We start from the raw sequence: 18,047 nt of genomic DNA on the forward strand, positions 1-18,047 counted from the left end.
GGTCAGGTGTCCTCGGCGAGGACCCGTGTCATCGTCCGTTCCGCGAGCGCGGTGATCGTGACGAACGGGTTCACGCCGATGTTGCCCGGCACCAGCGAGCCGTCGGTGACGTAGAGCTTCGAATAGCCCTTCACCCGGCCGTAGTTGTCGGTCGCCTTGCCCAGCACGCAGCCGCCGAGCGGGTGGTAGCAGAAGTCGTCGGCGAAGACCTTGCTGGTGGAGCCGAACAGGTCGTAGCGGTAGATCGTCGCGTTGGCCGAGTTGATCCGGTCGAACAGCTTCTTGGCCATCGCGACCGACACGGCACTCTGCGCGGCCGTCCAGCCGAGCTTCACCCCACCGGTCGAGGAGTCGTACGTGAACGACGCCCGTTCCGGGTTCTTGGTGATCGCCAGATAGAGGCTGACCCAGGTCTCCAGGCCCGTGGGCAGCGGGGCGATCTCGGCGAAGACGGGGTTGGCGGTGTTGGCCCAGTCGTCGATGCCCATGACGGGCATGGTCGACTGGTTGGCGCCGACGGTGTCCCAGAGGTGGTTGGCGCGCCCCACCATGGTGTTGCCGTTGGTGCCCCAGCCGGCCCCGACGCTGGAGTTCAGCGCGGGCAGCGCGCCGGTGTCCCGGGCGCGGACGAGGAGTTCGGTGGTGCCGAGGCTGCCGCCGCCGAGGAAGAGGTACGTGCAGCTGTACTGCTTGGTCTCGACGACCGCGCCGGTGACGTCGATGCGGTCGGCGGTGAGCAGCCAACTCCCGTTGCTCGCCCGGGTGATGGACCTGACCTTCTCCAGGGTGTTGATGGTGACGTTGCCGGTGCCGAGCGCGGCGGCCAGGTAGGTCTTGTCGAGGCTCTTCTTGCCGTAGTTGTTGCCGTAGATGACCTCCTGCCCGAGCGCGGACTTGGTCGCGGTGCCGGCCGCCTCCTTCTGCATGTAGGCGAAGTCGTAGACGCTGGGCACGAAGGTGGTCTTCAGGCCGGTGTTCTGGGCGTGCTTCCGGGAGACGCGGGTGAACTGGTACCACTCGGTGGACTCGAACCAGGTGGGGTCGACGGTGTTGACGCCGAGCATGGAGTTGGCGCGCGGGAAGTAGGTGCCGTACATCTCGTCGGCGTCGACGGTGGGGAACTGCTCCGCGAAGTACGACTTGAGCGGGGTGACCGCCATCGACCCGTTGACCAGGGAGCCGCCGCCGACACCGCGTCCGACGTACACGGACATGTTGTCGAAGTGCACGCGGTCCAGGACGCCGGGGTAGGCGGTGATGTCCTTGTTGACGACGTCCAGCCAGAGGAAGGTGGCGAGCGGCGCCTCGGTGCGGGTGCGGAACCACATGGAGCGCTGGTCCGGGTTGGCGGTGTTGCAGAAGACCTTGCCGTCGGCGCCGGGGGTGTTCCAGAGCCGGCCCATTTCGAGGACGAGGGTACGGATGCCGGCCTGCCCGAGCCGGAGCGCGGCGACGGCACCGCCGTAACCCGAACCGACCACGATGGCAGGGGCGTTGTCGACGGCGGCGGCCTCCTCGGCGGCCTGGGCCGACTGGAGACCGATGCGGGTGAGACCGGCGGCGGCCGCGGTCTGCAGGGCTACCATGCCCAGGATCTGACGTCTACTCAGCTGACGCTGCATCAGTTTTGCTGTCATGCGCGCAGCATCTGCGGAATTTCCTCGTCCGGCTATAGCAACGTCTTCAACTTTTCTGCCAACAAGTCCCAGCGCCATTTCTCTTCGACCCATTCACGTCCCCGCTCCCCCATGCGGCTCCGCAGTTCCGCGTCGGCGAGGAGGACGGTGATGCGGTCGGCGGTCTCCTCGGGGGAGTTGCCGCGCACCACCCAGCCGGTCTCGCCGTCCAGGACGGCGTCCGGGGCGCCGCCCGAGTCGCCCGCCACGACCGGGAGGCCGGTCGCCGAGGCCTCCAGGTAGACGATGCCGAGGCCCTCGACGTCGAGGCCGCCGCGGCGGGTCCGGCACGGCATGGCGAAGACGTCTCCGGCGCCGTAGTGCGCGGGCAGCTCGGACCAGGGCACGGCGCCGGTGAAGCGGACCGAGTCGGCGACGCCCGTCTCGTGGGCCAGCCTGCGCAGGTCCTTCTCGTACGGGCCGCCCCCGACGATCAGCAGGACCGCGTCCGGCTCGGCGGCCAGGATGCGCGGCATCGCGAGGATCAGCGTGTCCTGGCCCTTGCGCGGCACCAGCCGGGAGACGCAGACGACGACCGGCCGGTTCGTCAGCCCGAGCCTCGCGCGGACCAGGTCGCCGCCCGACTCGGGGTGGAAGGTCTTTTCGTCGACCCCCGGCGGCAGCTGCGCCATCCGCCCGGCCGCCGCCGGCGTCAGCGCGCCGGCGATCCGCGAGCGCGTGTACTCGCCGAGGTAGGTGATCGTGTCCGTCGACTCCCCGATCCGGCGCAGCAGTTGACGCGCCGCGGGCAGCTGGGCCCACCCCGCCTCGTGCCCGTGGGTCGTCGCCACCAGCCGCTCGGCGCCCGCCTTCCTGAGCGCCGGCGCCATCAGCCCGAGCGGCGCCGCCGCCCCGAACCACACCGACGTACAGCCGTGCTCCCGCAGCAGTCCGACCGCCGTACGCGTGGCCGCCGGCGTCGGCAGCAGCATCGTCGTACGGTCCCGTACGACCGTGAAGGGCTGCTCGGCGTCGAAGGCGGCCGTCGCCTCCACGCCCTCCCTGCTCCGCTTCCAGGTGGAGGCGTAGACGACGAGGCGCTCGGGGTCGAGGCGCAGCGCCATGTTGTGCAGGAACGCCTGGATGCCGCCGGGGCGGGGCGGGAAGTCGTTCGTCACGATCAGGGTCTTGTGCATCGCCGCCGACCCTACCGGGCCCGCCCGCGCGGGTGCGCTCGGCCACGTTTATGGCAAGTACACAGGTGGGCAGGACATCATGTTCCCCTCAAGGCCGGGCCCGACGGGGGAGACCGGTGGCGCGACACGGACAGGGGCTCAGGTGGACATTGCGGGTGCGAGGCGGTCGCTCGCGGGGCTGCTGACGACCTGGGGTCTGACCAGGCTCGTACTGCTGCTGTTCGTCTTCAAGGTGTGGATCTTCCCGGGCCCGGACGTCACCAGCGACGTCTCGGTGATCTACCAGGGCTGGTACGACGTGCTGCGCACCGGCACCTTCCCGCTGGGCGACGTCACCTGGCAGTACCCGCCCGCCGCGTCCCTCGCGATCCTCTCCCCCGCGCTGCTGCCCTTCCTGCAGTACGCGTCGGCCTTCTTCGTGCTGGCCTTCGTGGCGGACTTCGCCGTCCTCGCGCTGCTCCTGTACGCGGGCCTGCGCCCCGGCAAGTCGCTGCGCGGGGCCTGGGTGTGGGTGGTGGGCGTGCCGCTGCTCGGCCCGACCGTGTACGCCCGCTACGACGTGATGGTGACCGCGGTGGCGGTGGCCGCGCTGCTCGCCGGGGCCCGGCATCCGCGGGTGATGGGCGTCCTGGTGGGCTTCGGGGCGATGCTCAAGGTGTGGCCCGTGCTGCTGTTGCTCGGGGCCCGCAAGCGGAGTGCCTGGGCGTGGGCGGCGGGGACCGTCGGGGCGATCGCGGTGCTGTTCGCGGTGTCGATGCCGGGAGCCTTCTCCTTCCTGACCTTCCAGCGCAACCGCGGCACCGAGGTGGAGTCGCTGGGCTCGCTGGTCTTCCATGTGGCCCGGCAGTTCGGCTGGAACGGGCAGGTGCTGCTCAACTACGGCTCGGTGGAGTTCCTCGGCCCCTGGGTGAACGTCGTCAGCTCGGCCGCCCTGTTCCTGACCGGGGTCGCGTTCGGCTGGCTGCTGCTGTGGCGGCTGATGGCGACCCGGTTCCTGCCGGGCACGCTCGCGGACGCCGCCTTCACCGGGGTGCTGATGTTCACCGCCACCAGCCGGGTGATCAGCCCGCAGTACATGGTGTGGCTGGTCGGGACGGCGGCCGTCTGCGTGTGCTTCCGCAGCAGCCGGATGGGCCTGCCGGCCGGGCTGGTGCTCGCGGCCTGCTTCGTGACGGTCCTGGAGTTCCCGATCTGGTTCGCGCACGTCGTCGCGAGCGACCTGCTCGGTGTCTCCCTCCTGGTCCTGCGCAACGGCCTCCTGGTCGTCGCCGCCGTCCTCGCGGCCCTGGAGCTGTGGCAGTCGACGGTCTCCCGCGAGCCGGTCCCACCCCTGCCCACTCAGGCCGCCCGCACCAGGGAGACCTCGGCCTCCTCCTGACGCCGGGTTCTGCGAAGCAGCAGGGCCACCGCCCCGCACTGCACGGCCATCGCGAGGGCCAGTGCCAGGCAGATGCCCGGCAGGCCGAGCCCCGACAGTGCGTACGCCAGCGGGAGTTGGACCGCCGTGCCGAGCAGTGTCACCCGCAGCAGGGCCGGGGCTCCGCCGCTGCCCTCGAAAACGCCGCCCAGCGCGATGAAGCAGGCCATCAGCAGCAGGTACGGGCCGACGCAGCGCAGGAACAGCACACCGGCGTGGGCGACCTCGGGCCCGGCGCCGAACGCGGCCATGATCCACGGGGCGGTGGCGCCGAGCAGGACGACCGCGGCCAGCCCGACCGTGCCGGACACGAGCATCGCCTGCCGCCCGATGGCCCCGCGCTCGTCCCACCCGGCACCGCGGGTGTGCGCGGTGTGGATCGAGGCGGCCTGCCGTACCGAGTAGAACGCCATGGTGGCGACGTACATGACCTTGTACGCGATGGCGTACGCGGCCACCGCCGTCACCCCCAGCCGCGCCACCACGGCGACCAGGACCAGCGCGCCGCCCTGCCGGACGGTGAAGTCGGCGGACATCGGCAGCCCGGTCCGCAGCGTCCGCCGCAGGGCCGCGCCGGTCGCCTCGGCGGGCGGCGTGGCGGCCGCCGTACGCAGGAGGGCGTTCCGCCGCAGCACCCGCAGCCCCACCCCGAGCGCCACGCACCGGCACAGCACCGTCGAGGCGGCGGCGCCCGGCACGCCGTACAGGTGGATCAGGAAGGGGTCGCAGGCCAGGATCAGCCCGTTGGCCAGCAGGGCAAGGCGCATCGGCGTGCGGGTGTCGCCGGCGCCCTTGAGGATGCCGTCGACGAGGTTCTGGGCGAAGAAGACGGCGATGCCGGGGAGCGAGATCGCGAAGTACGCCACGGCGAGCGGGACGGCGTCCCCGTCGCCCCCGCCCAGCACCAGCCGGGCCAGCGGCTCGCGCAGCAGCAGTCCGCCCGCCACCACCACCGGCGTGACCAGCGCGCACAGCGCCCAGCCCCCGCGCACGGCCGCCCGCACGGCCCCGGGATCCCGTGCGCCCCTGGCGTGCGCGACCAGCACGGTCGTACCGGAGGCGAAGACCAGGGAGACGCCGAGCAGCACGTTCTCGGTGTTGGTCGCCACGGCGACGGCGGCCACGGCGGCGCCGCCGAGCCGGGAGACCCAGACGGTGTTGATGATCCCGGCGGCGACGGTGGCCAGGAGCGAGAAGTAGACGGGGTGGGCGAGCGAGATGAGCTGTTTGCGGTGCGCGTTCACCGGTCGGATCCCCTCTTATCGAGCTACCTCGATTCGAGGTAGCTCGATAAGAGGTAGCATGGCAGTGCCCAAGACCACAAGGAGGGGAACGGTGCTGGAGCTGTCGATCCTCGGCTTCCTGGCCGAACAGCCGCTGCACGGCTACGAGTTGAAGGAGCGGATCAAGGCGCTCAGCGGTCATGTCCGCCCCGTGAGCGACGGCGCCCTCTACCCGGCCATCACCCGCCTGGTCACCGCCGGCAAGCTCGACCAGCGCACCGAGCCCGGCGCGAGCGCGGCCCCGCGCCGCATCCTCTCGCTCACGGACACGGGCCGCGCGGACCTGCTGGAGCGGCTGCGCAGCCCGAAGCAGGCCGAGATCACCGACCACGTCCGCTTCAACACGGTCCTGGCGTTCCTGCGGCACCTGCCGGACCGGCGCGAGCAGGCCGCGGTGCTGCGGCGCCGGCTCGACTTCCTGGAGACGCCGTCGAGCTTCTTCTACGACGGCGGGAAGCCCGTGCGCGCCGAGGACGGCGGCGATCTCTTCCGGGAGGGCATGCTGCGGGTGGCGCGGGCGACCGGTCGGGCGGAGCGGGCCTGGCTCAGGGAGGCCATCGACCTGCTGGAGCAGCCGGGTTGAGCGACGGGCCCGGTCAGCCCAGCTCGTCCCGCAGGTACTCGCGCCACTGGGCGGTGAACTTCTCCGGCGTCGTCCCGAGCACCTGCTTCAGCGCGCCCTCGACCGAGCCCGCCCGCGTCCGGTGGTCTCCGACGGCCCGGTAGAACTCGCCGAGCCGCTTCTCGCCCCACCGGCCGGCGATCATCCGGCAGGCCAGCCAGCCGCCCTCGTAGGCCTGCGCGAGCTTCGTCGCGTCGCCGCTGAACCCGAAGTCCTTGTCGGTCGGCAGCTCGGTCGGCTCCCGCCCGTCCGCCACCGCCCGCGCCAGCTCGGGCGCGGCCTGCGCGGCCGTGCGGCCGGTGCCGAGGTAGCCGATCCAGTCCGCGTACCCCTCGGAGAGCCACAGCGGAGTGGCGGCCGTGGTGTGGGCGCGGGTGGCGACATGGGTCGTCTCGTGGGTGAGGACGACCTGCTTGCCGAGGGTGCCGAGGACGCCGTACGCGTCCGGGTTGACGATGATCCGGTCCGCGGGCGCGGTCGGCGGGCCGCCCACCTCGCCGGTGGTGACCGCGGCGATCCCCCGGTACTGGGAGGCGGGCGAGCCGAGCAGCCCCGCCATGCCCTCCAGCGACTTCGGTACGAGGACCACGACGTGCCGGGCCCAGTCGGTGCCCCAGGCCCCGGACACGGCCGGTACGGCGGCGTCCGCGAGGTCGGCGTAGCCGTGCAGCAGCTCGCTGGTCTGGCCGACGCCCAGGACGAGGCTCCGCTTCCCGCGCACGGCGGTCACCGAGCCCTGGTCCCACAGCTGCTCGGCGGACTTCTTGGCGGGCGCGTCGGAGAGCACGTACCAGTCGCCGTCCGGGTCCCGGGTGAGGGTGAGCGTGCGGCCGACGGTGACGGGGGCGTTGTCGTAGCCCTCGACCTCGTAGCGCAGTTCGGCGTCGGCGGTGACCCGGTCGGCGCCGCGGTGCAGTGCGGTGACCCGGTACGACCAGGAGTGCAGCGGGATTCCGCGCACGTTCTCGAACCAGCCGGGCGCACCCGTCGCCACGAAGGCCGCGCGGTCGCGGTCGAGGACCGCGGTGGCCCGGCGGTCCAGGACCCGCTGCAGGTCGGCCTTGCCTCCGTCGCCCGCGGCTCCCCCGCCGCACGCCACCAGGGAGACGAGCAGCAGAACGAGAACCACCACCGCGGACCTCGGCGCCCGCCTACGACCAGCCACTTCAGGATCGTACGGCCGATCAGCCGCCCGGTCAGACCCTCGTCACGGACGAGACCGGCATCATGTTGACCGGGTCGTAGCGCACCGGCGCGCCGGGGTACGGCGCGTGGATCACCTGGCCGTTGCCCACGTACATGGCGACATGGCTGGCATCGGACCGGTAGACGACCAGGTCGCCGGGCTGCGCCTGGGAGAGCGGGACCTGGTGTCCGGCGTACCGCTGCGCCTGCGAGGTGCGCGGGAGATGGACGCCGGCGTGCGCGTACGACCACTGCATCAGGCCCGAGCAGTCGAAGCCGGAGGGGCCGGTGGCGCCCCAGACGTACGGCTTGCCGAGCGCGGAGCGGGCGGCGGCGATGGCGGCGGCCGCGCGGGCGTCGGGCGGGACGACGCCGGTGAGGTCGGGGACGTCGCCGCCGCGGGAGGCCCGGTCGTAGGCGGCGCGCTCCGCGTACGGCAGGGAGTTGAGCAGCTGCCGGGCCTTCGCGAGTTTGCGCTCGACGGTCTTCTTGTGGGTGGCGACCGCCTTGCGGCTGCGCTCCAGCTCGGCGAGCTTGTCGGCCGCCTCGGCGCGCTCCTGGGCCAGTTCACGCATGACGGACTGGAGTTCCTTCAGCTCGCCGGCCTGGTGGGCGCCGATCCGGTCGAGGACCGAGGCCTTGTCGAGGTAGTCGGCCGGGTCGTCGGAGAAGAGCAGCGCGATGGACGGGTCGATGCCGCCGGAGCGGTACTGGGCGCCGGCCAGCGAACCGAGCGTCTCCCGCATGGAGTTGATGCGCTCCTGCTGCCGGGCGATCCGGTCCTGCGCCTGGCCCACCTCGCGGCGCAGCGCGCCCGCGGTCTCGTCGGCCTTGTCGTAGGCCTGGGTCGCCTTCTCGGCCTCCTCGTAGAGCCGGTCCACCTCGGCCTTGGTGTCGTCGTGCGGTGCGGCGTTCGCCGGTACGGCGCCGAGGGCGGCGGCAGCGGCGGACAGGACGCACAGGGCGGCGCCCGCGCCCCGGTTGAACCCGGAGGACGGTGCAAGGCGGCGATGGGAGCCCACGGGAAGCCGCGCTCCTTCCGTTGGCGACAGGGACTGCCTCCCCGGCGCAGCGGGGAAACGCGGCAGACAGTAGCCCCGCGGCAGGGGCTCGGCCAAAGACCTCCACGAGCACACAAAGTGACGCCCCGCCTCTGACGCAGGTCATCGGCGGGGCGCGGGGTCAGCGGAAGTTGTCGTAATTCGCCCGTTCGGGGGTCGTGTTGTGCCTGGTTCGAACGGGTACGGGGTCAGATCCGGACGCCGAACTGGAACGGCATGTTGCTGATCGACTCGTAGCGCACGACGGTGCCGGTGCGCGGGGCGTGCAGCACCTGGCCGTTGCCCGCGTAGAGGCCGACGTGGTGGTAGTCGCCGTAGAAGATGACGAGGTCGCCGACCTTGAGCTGGCTCTCGCTGTAGATCCGCGTGCCGGCGCTGGCCTGGGCCTGCGAGGTGCGCGGGATGGAGACGCCGGCCTGGGAGTAGGCCCAGGAGGTCAGACCCGAGCAGTCGAAGGAGGACGGGCCGGAGGCGCCGTAGACGTAGGGGGAGCCGATCTTGGTCTGGGCGGCCTGGAAGGCGGCAGCCGCACGGCTGGAGGCGGCGGTGCTGTTGCCGAGGTCGACGCGGTCGGCGGAGGAGCGGCTGGCGCGGGCGTCGGCGGCGGCGAGGGCGGCCTTCTCGGCGGCGGTCAGGGAGTTGAGCAGCTTCTGCGCCGAGGCGAGTTTGCTCTGGACCGCGTTCTTCTGCTTGGCCAGTTCGGCCCGGGTGGTGGCGAGGTCCTTGAGCTTGTCGGAGGCCTCGGCGCGCTCCTGGGCGAGGACCCGCTGCTTCTCCTGGATCTTCTTCAGCGCCTCGACCTGCTGGGCGCTCAACTGGTCGGCCGTGGAGGCCTTGTCCAGGTAGTCGTCGGGGTTCGACGACAGGAAGAGCTGGAGGGAGGAGTCGATGGAGCCGGTGCGGTACTGGGCGGCGGCCGCCAGGCCTATGGAGTCGCGCAGCTCGTTGAGCTCCTCCTGGCCGCGGGCGACGTTGTCCTGGATGGTGGAGATCTCCTTCTGGAGCTTCTCCTGCTTCTCCTTGGCGCCGTTGAGCTTCTCGGTGGCCTGCTCGGCCTGCTCGTAGAGCGCGTCGACCTTCGCCTTTACCTCGTCCTTCGACGGCTTCTCGCTCGGCGCGGCGTTCGCGGCCTGGGCGCTGATGGCAACGGCGGCAGCAGCTGCGGTGGTGAGCACGGTCACACGGGCCCGGCTCGGCTGCTTGGGTCGACGATGGGACGCCACGGACGCGGGCTCCTTCTTGAGAGTGATCACCCGTTCGGAGGTTCGAGCCCAGACCCTAGTGACCTTCCTGTGATCAGTTCAAATCCTCAGGAGCAAAATCCTGTCACGCCATGCATTCTTTACACACAACTCACGTGCAGTGATCCCCGACTGACACTACGTTGCGTGACAGACCCCGCGAATTCGGGCATTGCTGCATCTTCCCGGGGGATAACCCCCGGACCCCCAGCAGAAAGACAGGTCGGACCACGCGACCGACTCGGACATGCACGGCAGACCCGAGCAAACCCGTCGCCCTCAACCTCGGCACTCAGGAGGGAAGTTCGACCTTCAGGACAGGCGCTTCAGAAGCATCGCGGAAGCGACCGGTCGGGCACCTGCCCTGGCGACGCCGTCGGCCACCTCACGGTCGGTCGAGGCGACGATGACCGGGCGGCCCGGCGGCTCGGCGCGGACCAGCTGGCGGATCAACTCGTCGGCGGTGACGCCGGGTTTCGAGAACAGCACCCGCACCCCGCGCGGCGGCGCGAGCAGCACCGGCGCGGCCAGCTCGGCCCCGTCGAAGACACACGTGACCTCGGCGCCGGTCTGTGCGGCCAGCTGCGAGAGCTGCCCGAGCAGCCTCAGGCGCTGCTTCTCCAGCGGCATCTGGGGATAGCCGGTCTTCGTGACGTTGTAGCCGTCGACCACCAAGTGCGCCTGCGGCAAGGCCAGAAGCTGGTCGAGAACGGCCGGATCGTGCTCGGACAGCGCCCGTGCGGCGATGTCCTTCGGGGTCATTCGTCCCGGTTCGACCGCATCCACGGTCTCGGCCGGCCGTACGGACACGGGCGGCAACGCCAGCTCCCGGCGCAGCCCTTGGGCCGCGTCCAGAACGGTGTCAAGAAGCAGACGCACGCGCATGTCCTCGACACTGCGCCCCTCCCGCGCTGCTTTGCGCGTGGCCTCCAGCGCCGCCTCGGACTCCCCGAGCCGCGCCTTCAGCCGCCGCGCCTCGCTCTCCGCGGCGGACACCTGGGCCTGCCCCTCGGCGCGCAGGCTCTCCATCTCGCCCTGCACCTTGCGCAGAGCGGCCTCGCCGCGCTTGACGTCACTGAGGGCGGCCCGCAGCTTGCGGTGAAGCGATTCCGCTTCCTTCTTGGCGGCCTCCAGCTCCAGCCGCAGCCGCTCGGTCTCGGCCCGGGTCTGGTCACGGGCGCCGGCGAGCTCCTCGCGCAGCCGCTCCAGCTCGGCCCGGCTCTCCTCGCCGGCCCGCTCGGCGTCGGCGCGCTGGGCCTCCTCGCCGGCCGCGGTCACCAGCTTCACCCAGCCCGTGGGCCGCAGCACATAGGCCGCGGCCGCCACGTCGAGCGGATCCGCGGCCGGGGGCGGCGAGCCGGAGTCGAGGGCGCCGGTCAGTTCCGGCTGGGCCTCTCTCAGCTTCTCCCCGATGCGCTGCCGGAACAGCGGATCGGTCTCCAGCGCGGCCGCCATCGCGTTCCCGGCGAACTTCGCCCGCCGGTTCGGCGCGAACCGGGCGTACTGCCGCAGCTGCGCGGGCAGTTCACCGACGGTCAGCCCGCCGAACCCGTCCGAGACGATCTGCACGACCCTGCGGCGCACGCCGTCGGGCAGCGGACGGTCGAGCACCTCGGCGGCGCCGTCGCCCGGCCCCCCGCCTTGTGTCTCCACCATCCGTCACACCCCATTTACCGTGCGGGGCCGCTCCCTGTCAGGAGCCGGCGCCCGGCCTGTCCACGAGTTCCACCTGATCCACCGCGTTGCACCAGCGGCAGCGCACCGACTCGATGGTCTCACTGACCACCTCGCGCTCCTCGACCTTCGGCTCTCCGGCCAGGTCGAGGTGGACGTACTCGACCACCTTCGACGAGCGGGTCACGTCGAAGCGCGTGAGGTTTCCGCAGAGGGTGCAGCGCCACCGCGTCGAGGCGGTCGGCAGGGGAACCGTCATCGTGACTGTTCGCTTTCCTTCTAGTCTCCGTGACGCGCCAGTTTCCCTGGAGCGTGTGGCCGTAACCCTACGGCCTGGCGGCAACCCGCCGCTGGTCCGTCCCCAGGGCCTGTCCGGCGGATCATGTCGGAGACGCGGGGTATGGCACGCCCACCTGCGGCGTTGTCGTCGGTTACCGATGCTCCGCATCGGCGCCCTCCTCCGCCTTGCAGTCGGACGCACCATACCCCGCTCACCTGCGCCAACAGGCTGCCGCCGATTCCCTCCGACCTGATCCGCCGGACAGGCCCTGGCGGCGAGGCGGTCTGTGACCCTGCGTCCGGTTACGTCATGCTCTGTGTTCATGATCGGCAACTGGAACGCGACCGTCGGCAGAGTGCTCCGCAGACCCTCGGCACCGGTCACGTACGGGCTGATCGCCGTCTGCTGTCTGGCCTTCGTGGCCGGCCCCGCCGGGGGGCTGAATCCGGCCTACGGCTCCGGGGACGCGCTGCTCGCCGCGCAGCGCGCCTACTTCCACCGCTGGGGCGTGGTCCCGGCCGAGCTGTTCGAGGGCTCCGCGCGCGCCGCCCTGACCCCGGCCACGGCCCTCTTCGTCCACGGCAGCTGGGTCCACCTGCTCGGCAACATGCTCTTCCTCTACGTCTTCGGGGTGATGACCGAGGAACGCATGGGCCGTCTCCAGTTCACCCTCTTCTACGTCGGCTGCGGCTACCTCGCCCTGCTGGGGTACGCGGCGGCGAACTCCGCGTCCGAGCAGTCCCTGGTCGGCGCGTCCGGGGCGATCTCGGCGGTCCTCGGGGCGTTTCTCTACCTGTTCCCCGGAGCCAGGGTCACAAGCCTGCTCCCGTTCCTCTTCTTCCTCCCGCTGCGCTTCCCGGCCTGGGTGGTGCTGCCCTTCTGGGCGTCCCTCCAGTGGCTCGCGGCGGGCCGGGCGCCCCAGGGCCCCGGGGTGGCATATCTGGCGCACCTGGTGGGCTTCGGGCTGGGCTTCCTGTACGCGTGGGCCCGATTCCGCCGTACGACTACAGTTGACTCCGCCCCAGCTCCGGCCCCCGAGGGAGAGAACCAGCCGTGATCACCGCGATCGTCCTCATCAAGACCAGCGTGGACCGGATCCCCGAGATCGCGGAGCGGATCGCCGCGCTGGACTCCGTCAGCGAGGTCTTCTCGGTCACCGGCACCTACGACCTGATCGCGATGGTCCGGGTCAAGCAGCACGAGGACCTCGCCGAGGTCATCCCCGGCAGCATCAGCAAGATCCCCGGCGTCGAGGCCACGGACACGCACGTCGCCTTCCGCACGTACTCCCAGCACGACCTGGAGGCGGCGTTCGCCATCGGGCTGGACAGCTAGAGCTCCAGGGCGGCGATCCCCACGGCGGTCGCCACATAGGCGCGGTTGCGCAGGACCACGGGGCTGTGGACGCCGCCGTCGAGCTCGGGGTCGGCGAAGGACAGCTTGCGGAGCTGCCTGCCGTTCGCGTCCACGACGTAGAGGGCGCCGTCCAGACAGACGTAGACGGAGTTCCCGACGACCGTGGGGTCGCTGTGGTCCGCGCCGCCCTGCGGGCTCTCGAAGGCCCACTTCGTCTTACCGGTCGCGGGCTCGATGGCCGCGAGGCGCCCCTGGTCGGTGGTGACCGCGAGGCCGCCGAACCGGACCGAGGTGAAGTACCGGCCTCCGCCCGCGTCGTCGTTGGCGGCGTTCCACAGGACCTTGCCGCTCACGCCGATGCCGTGCAGCGACTCCGTGCCGCCGGATCCCACCACCAGCGTGCTGCCGATCCGGGTGGGCCGCCCGGGGTCCACCCCCGCCGACGCCGACCAGCGCAGCTTCCCGTCCATCATGTCGAAGGCCTGTACGACGTCCCCGAAGGTGCCGACGTAGACCAGGCCGTTGCCCACCGCCGGCTCGCTGGTGGGCGCCGCGTCGGTCCGCTTGTCCCAGACGAGATCGCCGCTCGGGAGGTAGGCCCGGACGCTGCCCTCGTCCGACGTGGCACCGGTCGTGACCAGCAGCAGGTCACCGGCGGTCACCGGGAACTGGCTGCCGCCCCCGTCGATCTTCTTCGTCCAGTGGAGCCGCCCGTTCGGCGTGACCGCGCACAGCTTGGACGCGCCCTCGCCGCCGTCCTCCAGCAGGCAGTACACGCCGTCGTCGGTGGCCACCGGCGGCATCACCGGGCCGCCCAGGTCGACCGCCCACAGCTGCTTCCCGGCGGGGGTCAGCGCGTGCAGCGAGCCGTCCGCGCCCCCGACGTACAACCGGTCGCCGGCGGGCGACACCGCGACACACGCCCCGTGCCGGCCGCCCGCGCGCCCGCCGAGCCCGCCCGCGTCGTACGCCCAGCTCACGCCCGGCGGGAGCGTCGCCCCCGAAGACCGGTCACTGGAGACGGACGTGCCGGGCACACCGCCGGAACCCCCCGACCCGTCGCTTCCGCCCCGGTCCCGCAGCCACAGCCAGCCACCGGTCCCGGCCCCCGCGGCGATGACGGCCCCGCCGGTCAGCACCCTCAACATGCCGCGGCGGGAAGGGCGTTCGGCGGTCGGCACGCCTGCGTCGGCAGTCACATCGGGTATGTCCGTCACCTCGGTGACCGTCATCGGCGCGACGTACTCGACCCGGCTCTCCCGCTCCCCCGAGTCCCGCTCCGGGAGCCAGCGTTCGCGCTCGCCGGCGGGCACGGGGGCCAGGTACCAGCCGGGGCGCAGGCCCTCGCGGAGGGTGTCGGGGGTGTGGCCGGCGGCCGCGGGGACCGCTGGCGGGGCCGGGCGGGCCGCCGGGTCCTCGGCCAGGCAGGCCTCGACCAGGGGCCGGAGCGTGTCCGGTACGCCGGAGAGGTCGAAGTCGCGGGTCAGGATGCGCAGCAGGATCACCGAGTCCTGGCCCTCGCCGAAGGGTTCGCGCCCCGCCGCCGCGTACGCGAGGACCGCGCCCAGCGAGAACACGTCGCTCGGCGGGCCCACCTCCGCGCCGTTGCGGATCTGCTCGGGCGAGACATAGCCGACCGAGCCGACGACCGCCCCGGTGTTGGTCAGCGCGGTCGCCTCCAGCGCCCGTACGATCCCGAAGTCGATGACCCGCGGGCCGTCCGGCGCCAGCAGGATGTTGGAGGGCTTCAGGTCCCGGTGGACCATCCCCTTGGCATGGATCGCGGCGAGCGCCTCACCGAGCGCGGCGGCCAGCAGCCGCACCGCGCGGTCGGGCAGCGCGCCGTGGTCGAGGATCGCGTCCCGCAGGTTCGGGCCCTCGACGAACTCGGTTGCCATCCAAGGCCGTTCGGCCTCGGTGTCGGCGTCGACGACCCGCGCGGTGTACGTCCCCGTCCCGCCGATGGTCTGCGCGGCCCGCACTTCCTGCCGGAAGCGGGCCCGGAAGGTGCGGTCCTCGGCGTGCTCGGCCCGCACCACCTTCACGGCCAGCCGCAGCCCGCCCCGCCCCTCGGCGAGGTACACCTCCCCCATGCCGCCCGAACCGAGCCTGCCCAGCACCTCGTACGGCCCGATCCGCCGCGGATCGTTCGCGCGCAGCGATTCCACCCCGTGCTCCCCCTGTTCAGCGTCCTGCTGCTTGAGGGGGAGCGTATACGTCGGATGTCGTACGGCGCCTCAGACCGCCGGCACGCAACGGCCGTCCTCGGTGCGGTACTGCCACTTCGCGCCGGCCGTCACCAGTTCCCTGACGGCGTTCACGAACCGTTCGACGTGCTCGTCCGGCGTGCCCGCGCCGAAGCTCACCCGGATCGCGTTGAGCGACTTCTCGCCGGGCGCGGCCTCGGGCGCGCCGCACTCGCCCTGGGTCTGCGGGTCGGAGCCGAGCAGGGTCCTGACCAGCGGGTGGGCGCAGAAGAGGCCGTCGCGGACGCCGATGCCGTACTCGGCGGAGAGCGCGGCGGCGAAGTGCGAGCTGTTCCAGCCCTCGACGACGAAGGAGATCACGCCGACACGCGGGGCGTCGTCGCCGAAGAGGGAGAGGACGCGGACCTCGGGGACCTCGGCGAGACCCGCCTTCACCTTCTCGATCAGGTACTGCTCACGGGCCACCAGCGTGTCGAAGCCGGCCTCCGTGAGGGCCTTGCAGGCCGACGCGATGGAGTAGGCGCCGATGACGTTCGGGGAGCCGGCCTCGTGGCGGGCCGCGCTCTCGTGCCACTCCACGTCCACTCCCCCGTCCTCGCGCCGGGTGACCTTGCGGCTGGCGCCACCGCCGACGAGATAGGGGTCGGCGGCCTGGAGCCAGTCGGCGCGGCCGGCCAGGACTCCGGAGCCGAAGGGGGCGTACAGCTTGTGGCCGGAGAAGGCGACCCAGTCGACGTCGAGGTCCTGCACGGAGACCGGGTGGTGCGGGGCCAGCTGGGCGGCGTCGAGGACGATCCGGGCGCCGTGCGCGTGGGCGGCGGCGGCGAGTTCCTTCACGGGCCACAGCTCGCCGGTGACATTGGACGCGCCGGTCACACAGACCAGGGCCGGGCCGTAGGGGTCGCGGTCGGCGAGGGCCTTCTCCAGGGTCTCGACGGCCTGGCGCGGGGTGCGCGGGGCGTTGAGGTAGGTGACCCGGGCGTCCTGCCAGGGCAGCAGGCTCGCGTGGTGCTCGGTCTCGAAGACGAAGACCTGGCAGTCGGCCGGGAGGGCGGCGGCGAGGAGGTTGAGCGAGTCGGTGGTCGACCGGGTGAAGATCAGCTGGTCGTCGGCGCGGCAGTCCAGGAACTCGGCGACGGTCCTGCGGGCGTTCTCGAAGAGGTCGGTGGAGAGCTGCGAGAGGTAGCCGGCGCCGCGGTGGACGCTGCCGTAGTAGGGCGCGTAGGCCGCGACGTCGTCCCAGACGCGCTGGAGGGCGGGGGCACTGGCCGCGTAGTCGAGCGCCGCGTAGGTGACCTCGCCGCCGGTGACGAGCGGGACGGTTACATCACGGCCCAGAACGGGCAGCGGGGCACAAATGGTCCGGGCGGAGGCAGCGGTGGAGACGGACATGGGGAACTCCCGTGAAAAGAGAAAAAGGTGAGATGGGTGTGCGGAGGCGGGGCTCGGCGCCCTATCGCATTCGCTTGCTCACGGAAGACTCCCTCGAACGACCAGGACCCCTGGTTTCGAGAGGGGCCCGCGCTTGCCGTAGACCTCGCTGCCTACGGCCTGGTCTTCACCCGGGGCACCCCGCCACGGACGGAGGGTTGCCGGACAGTCGGCCGGGGCCTCATGACTGTCACTCATGACCTGGTACAGGAACGTACGTGAAGTGATCGCGGTCCCGCAACTCGTGTCCGGATTACGGGACCGCGCCTCACGGCGGTTACGCGTTGCTGGCCGCCACCCAGCGGTCCAGCGCCCGCTTGGCCGACCCGGAGTCGATCGACTCGGCCGCCTTGGCCATGCCGGCGGCGATCTGCTCGGCGAGGGTGCCGGGGCCCGGGTCGAGAGCCACCAGCGCCGCCGCCGAGTTCAGGAGTACGGCGTCGCGGACGGGGCCCGTCTCGCCGTCGAGCAGGCGGCGGGCGACGTCGGCGTTGTAGGCCGGGTCCGCTCCCCGCAGGGCCTCCACGGGGACCAGCTGGATGCCGACGTCCCGCGGGTCGAAGGTCTCCTCGGTGACCTTGCCGTCGCGGACGATCCAGACGCGGGAGGTCGCCGTGGTCGTCAGCTCGTCGAAGCCGTCGTCGCCGCGGAAGACGAGTGAGGAGTTGCCCCTCTCGGCGAACACACCCGCGATGAGCGGGGCCATGCGCGGGTCGGCGACACCGACCGCCTGTGCCTTCACCTTCGCCGGGTTGGTGAGCGGACCGAGCGCGTTGAAGGTCGTCCGGATGCCCAACTGCCCACGCGCGGCGGCCACATGACGCAGCGCCGGATGGAACTTGATCGCGAAGCAGAAGGTGATACCGGCCTCCTCGGCCACCTCGGCCACCCGCTTGGGTGTCAGCTCCAGATTGACGCCGAGCTTCTCCAGGACGTCCGAGGCACCGGACGCGGACGACGCGGCCCGGTTGCCGTGCTTGACGACCTTCGCGCCCGTGCCGGCGATGACGATCGACGACATCGTGGAGATGTTCACCGTCTTCGCGCCGTCGCCGCCGGTACCGACGATGTCGACGGTGCGCCCAGGCACCTCGATCACGTTCGCGTGCTCGTACATCGTGCGGACCAGACCGGTGATCTCCTCGACGGTCTCGCCCTTGGCCCTGAGCGCCACCGCGAACCCGGCGATCTGCGCGTCCGTCGCCTCGCCGCGCATGATCAGGTCCATCGCCCACGCGGTGTCGTCGGCGGACAGGTCGTGGCCGTCCAGCAGGCCGTTGAGCAGCCTGGGCCAGGAACGGCCCGCCGCGGTGTCGCCTCCAGCGGGGGTCACAGCGCTCATAAGGCCGCTCCTGGTCGTCGTAGAACCGGAAAACAGTGGTGAGCCCCACCCTATCCAGCTCAGGGCATGGAGAAGGGCCCCGTCCGAACACCGGACGGGGCCCTTCTGCCGCGCTGTGGCGAGCGCAGCGACAGGT

At 71.8% G+C, this 18,047-nt stretch carries 15 protein-coding genes and 1 riboswitch; of the genes, 4 read left to right on the top strand and 11 right to left on the bottom strand.

Annotation, left to right across the window (positions count from 1 at the left end; all coding sequences use genetic code 11):
* Window positions 1-2: 2 nt before the first annotated feature.
* Window positions 3-1,586: a GMC oxidoreductase gene (locus ABZ848_RS40865; protein ID WP_360840360.1), complete on the bottom strand. Its 1,584-nt coding sequence runs from the start codon at window positions 1,584-1,586 to the stop codon at window positions 3-5.
* Between the two features lie 83 nt (window positions 1,587-1,669).
* Entirely contained in the window at window positions 1,670-2,812 is a 1,143-nt protein-coding gene (locus ABZ848_RS40870) for a glycosyltransferase family 4 protein (RefSeq protein ID WP_360840287.1), read from the bottom strand.
* A gap of 142 nt (window positions 2,813-2,954) precedes the next feature.
* Between ABZ848_RS40870 and ABZ848_RS40875 the strand changes: the two genes are divergently transcribed.
* Window positions 2,955-4,190: a glycosyltransferase family 87 protein gene (locus ABZ848_RS40875; protein WP_360840288.1), complete on the top strand. Its 1,236-nt coding sequence runs from the start codon at window positions 2,955-2,957 to the stop codon at window positions 4,188-4,190.
* Here ABZ848_RS40875 and ABZ848_RS40880 read toward each other — a convergent pair.
* Entirely contained in the window at window positions 4,151-5,473 is a 1,323-nt protein-coding gene (locus tag ABZ848_RS40880; RefSeq protein WP_360840290.1) for an MATE family efflux transporter, read from the bottom strand. The two genes, ABZ848_RS40875 and ABZ848_RS40880, sit on opposite strands and share 40 nt — an antisense overlap.
* Window positions 5,474-5,564: 91 nt before the next feature.
* Here ABZ848_RS40880 and ABZ848_RS40885 point away from each other — a divergent pair, with 91 nt between their 5' ends.
* The gene (locus ABZ848_RS40885; protein ID WP_360840362.1) at window positions 5,565-6,095 is read left to right on the top strand and encodes a PadR family transcriptional regulator; all 531 of its coding nucleotides are present in this window, start codon (window positions 5,565-5,567) and stop codon (window positions 6,093-6,095) included.
* A gap of 13 nt (window positions 6,096-6,108) precedes the next feature.
* Here the strand turns inward: ABZ848_RS40885 and ABZ848_RS40890 are convergent, their stop codons facing one another.
* The 5 genes from ABZ848_RS40890 to ABZ848_RS40910 all read right to left on the bottom strand — a co-directional run bounded on the left by ABZ848_RS40890 (window position 6,109) and on the right by ABZ848_RS40910 (window position 11,554).
* On the bottom strand, window positions 6,109-7,299 hold the full coding sequence (locus tag ABZ848_RS40890; RefSeq protein WP_360840292.1) for a hypothetical protein: 1,191 nt from the start codon (window positions 7,297-7,299) through the stop codon (window positions 6,109-6,111).
* Between the two features lie 31 nt (window positions 7,300-7,330).
* On the bottom strand, window positions 7,331-8,341 hold the full coding sequence (locus tag ABZ848_RS40895; protein ID WP_360840294.1) for an NlpC/P60 family protein: 1,011 nt from the start codon (window positions 8,339-8,341) through the stop codon (window positions 7,331-7,333).
* A 227-nt stretch (window positions 8,342-8,568) separates the two neighbouring features.
* Window positions 8,569-9,603, bottom strand: a complete 1,035-nt coding sequence (locus ABZ848_RS40900; RefSeq protein ID WP_360840295.1) for an NlpC/P60 family protein — start codon at window positions 9,601-9,603, stop codon at window positions 8,569-8,571.
* Between the two features lie 330 nt (window positions 9,604-9,933).
* Window positions 9,934-11,277, bottom strand: coding sequence for an NYN domain-containing protein (locus ABZ848_RS40905; protein WP_360840296.1), 1,344 nt, complete (start codon window positions 11,275-11,277; stop codon window positions 9,934-9,936).
* Window positions 11,278-11,314: 37 nt separating this feature from the next.
* Entirely contained in the window at window positions 11,315-11,554 is a 240-nt protein-coding gene (locus tag ABZ848_RS40910; protein ID WP_037719539.1) for a hypothetical protein, read from the bottom strand.
* Between the two features lie 343 nt (window positions 11,555-11,897).
* On the opposite strand from ABZ848_RS40910, the gene ABZ848_RS40915 reads away from it, so the two are divergent.
* Both ABZ848_RS40915 and ABZ848_RS40920 read left to right on the top strand, forming a co-directional pair.
* Window positions 11,898-12,632 (top strand): rhomboid family intramembrane serine protease, encoded by a 735-nt coding sequence (locus ABZ848_RS40915; RefSeq protein ID WP_360840298.1) that lies wholly within the window; start codon window positions 11,898-11,900, stop codon window positions 12,630-12,632.
* On the top strand, window positions 12,629-12,910 hold the full coding sequence (locus ABZ848_RS40920; protein ID WP_089101146.1) for an Lrp/AsnC ligand binding domain-containing protein: 282 nt from the start codon (window positions 12,629-12,631) through the stop codon (window positions 12,908-12,910). Before ABZ848_RS40915 ends, ABZ848_RS40920 begins: the two co-directional genes overlap by 4 nt.
* Here ABZ848_RS40920 and ABZ848_RS40925 read toward each other — a convergent pair.
* The 3 genes from ABZ848_RS40925 to trpD all read right to left on the bottom strand — a co-directional run bounded on the left by ABZ848_RS40925 (window position 12,907) and on the right by trpD (window position 17,911).
* Window positions 12,907-15,099, bottom strand: a complete 2,193-nt coding sequence (locus ABZ848_RS40925) for a serine/threonine-protein kinase (RefSeq protein ID WP_360840300.1) — start codon at window positions 15,097-15,099, stop codon at window positions 12,907-12,909. The genes ABZ848_RS40920 and ABZ848_RS40925 overlap by 4 nt on opposite strands.
* A 69-nt stretch (window positions 15,100-15,168) precedes the next feature.
* Entirely contained in the window at window positions 15,169-16,530 is a 1,362-nt protein-coding gene (locus ABZ848_RS40930; protein ID WP_360840302.1) for an aminotransferase class V-fold PLP-dependent enzyme, read from the bottom strand.
* Window positions 16,531-16,654: 124 nt separating this feature from the next.
* Window positions 16,655-16,771, bottom strand: a riboswitch (SAM riboswitch).
* A 75-nt stretch (window positions 16,772-16,846) separates the two neighbouring features.
* Complete coding sequence (gene trpD / locus ABZ848_RS40935; protein ID WP_360840303.1) at window positions 16,847-17,911, bottom strand: anthranilate phosphoribosyltransferase; 1,065 nt, start codon at window positions 17,909-17,911, stop codon at window positions 16,847-16,849.
* Window positions 17,912-18,047 lie beyond the last annotated feature (136 nt).

The organism is Streptomyces sp. NPDC047081, from assembly GCF_040643775.1.
GTDB lineage: Bacteria > Actinomycetota > Actinomycetes > Streptomycetales > Streptomycetaceae > Streptomyces.

Coding starts and splice junctions, on each gene's coding strand:
- ABZ848_RS40865 (WP_360840360.1), bottom strand. CDS start 1,586: ATGGTAGCCCTGCAGACCGCGGCCGCCGCCGGTCTCACCCGCATCGGT.
- ABZ848_RS40870 (WP_360840287.1), bottom strand. CDS start 2,812: ATGCACAAGACCCTGATCGTGACGAACGACTTCCCGCCCCGCCCCGGC.
- ABZ848_RS40905 (WP_360840296.1), bottom strand. CDS start 11,277: ATGGTGGAGACACAAGGCGGGGGGCCGGGCGACGGCGCCGCCGAGGTG.
- ABZ848_RS40910 (WP_037719539.1), bottom strand. CDS start 11,554: ATGACGGTTCCCCTGCCGACCGCCTCGACGCGGTGGCGCTGCACCCTC.
- ABZ848_RS40915 (WP_360840298.1), top strand. CDS start 11,898: ATGATCGGCAACTGGAACGCGACCGTCGGCAGAGTGCTCCGCAGACCC.
- ABZ848_RS40930 (WP_360840302.1), bottom strand. CDS start 16,530: ATGTCCGTCTCCACCGCTGCCTCCGCCCGGACCATTTGTGCCCCGCTG.
- trpD (WP_360840303.1), bottom strand. CDS start 17,911: ATGAGCGCTGTGACCCCCGCTGGAGGCGACACCGCGGCGGGCCGTTCC.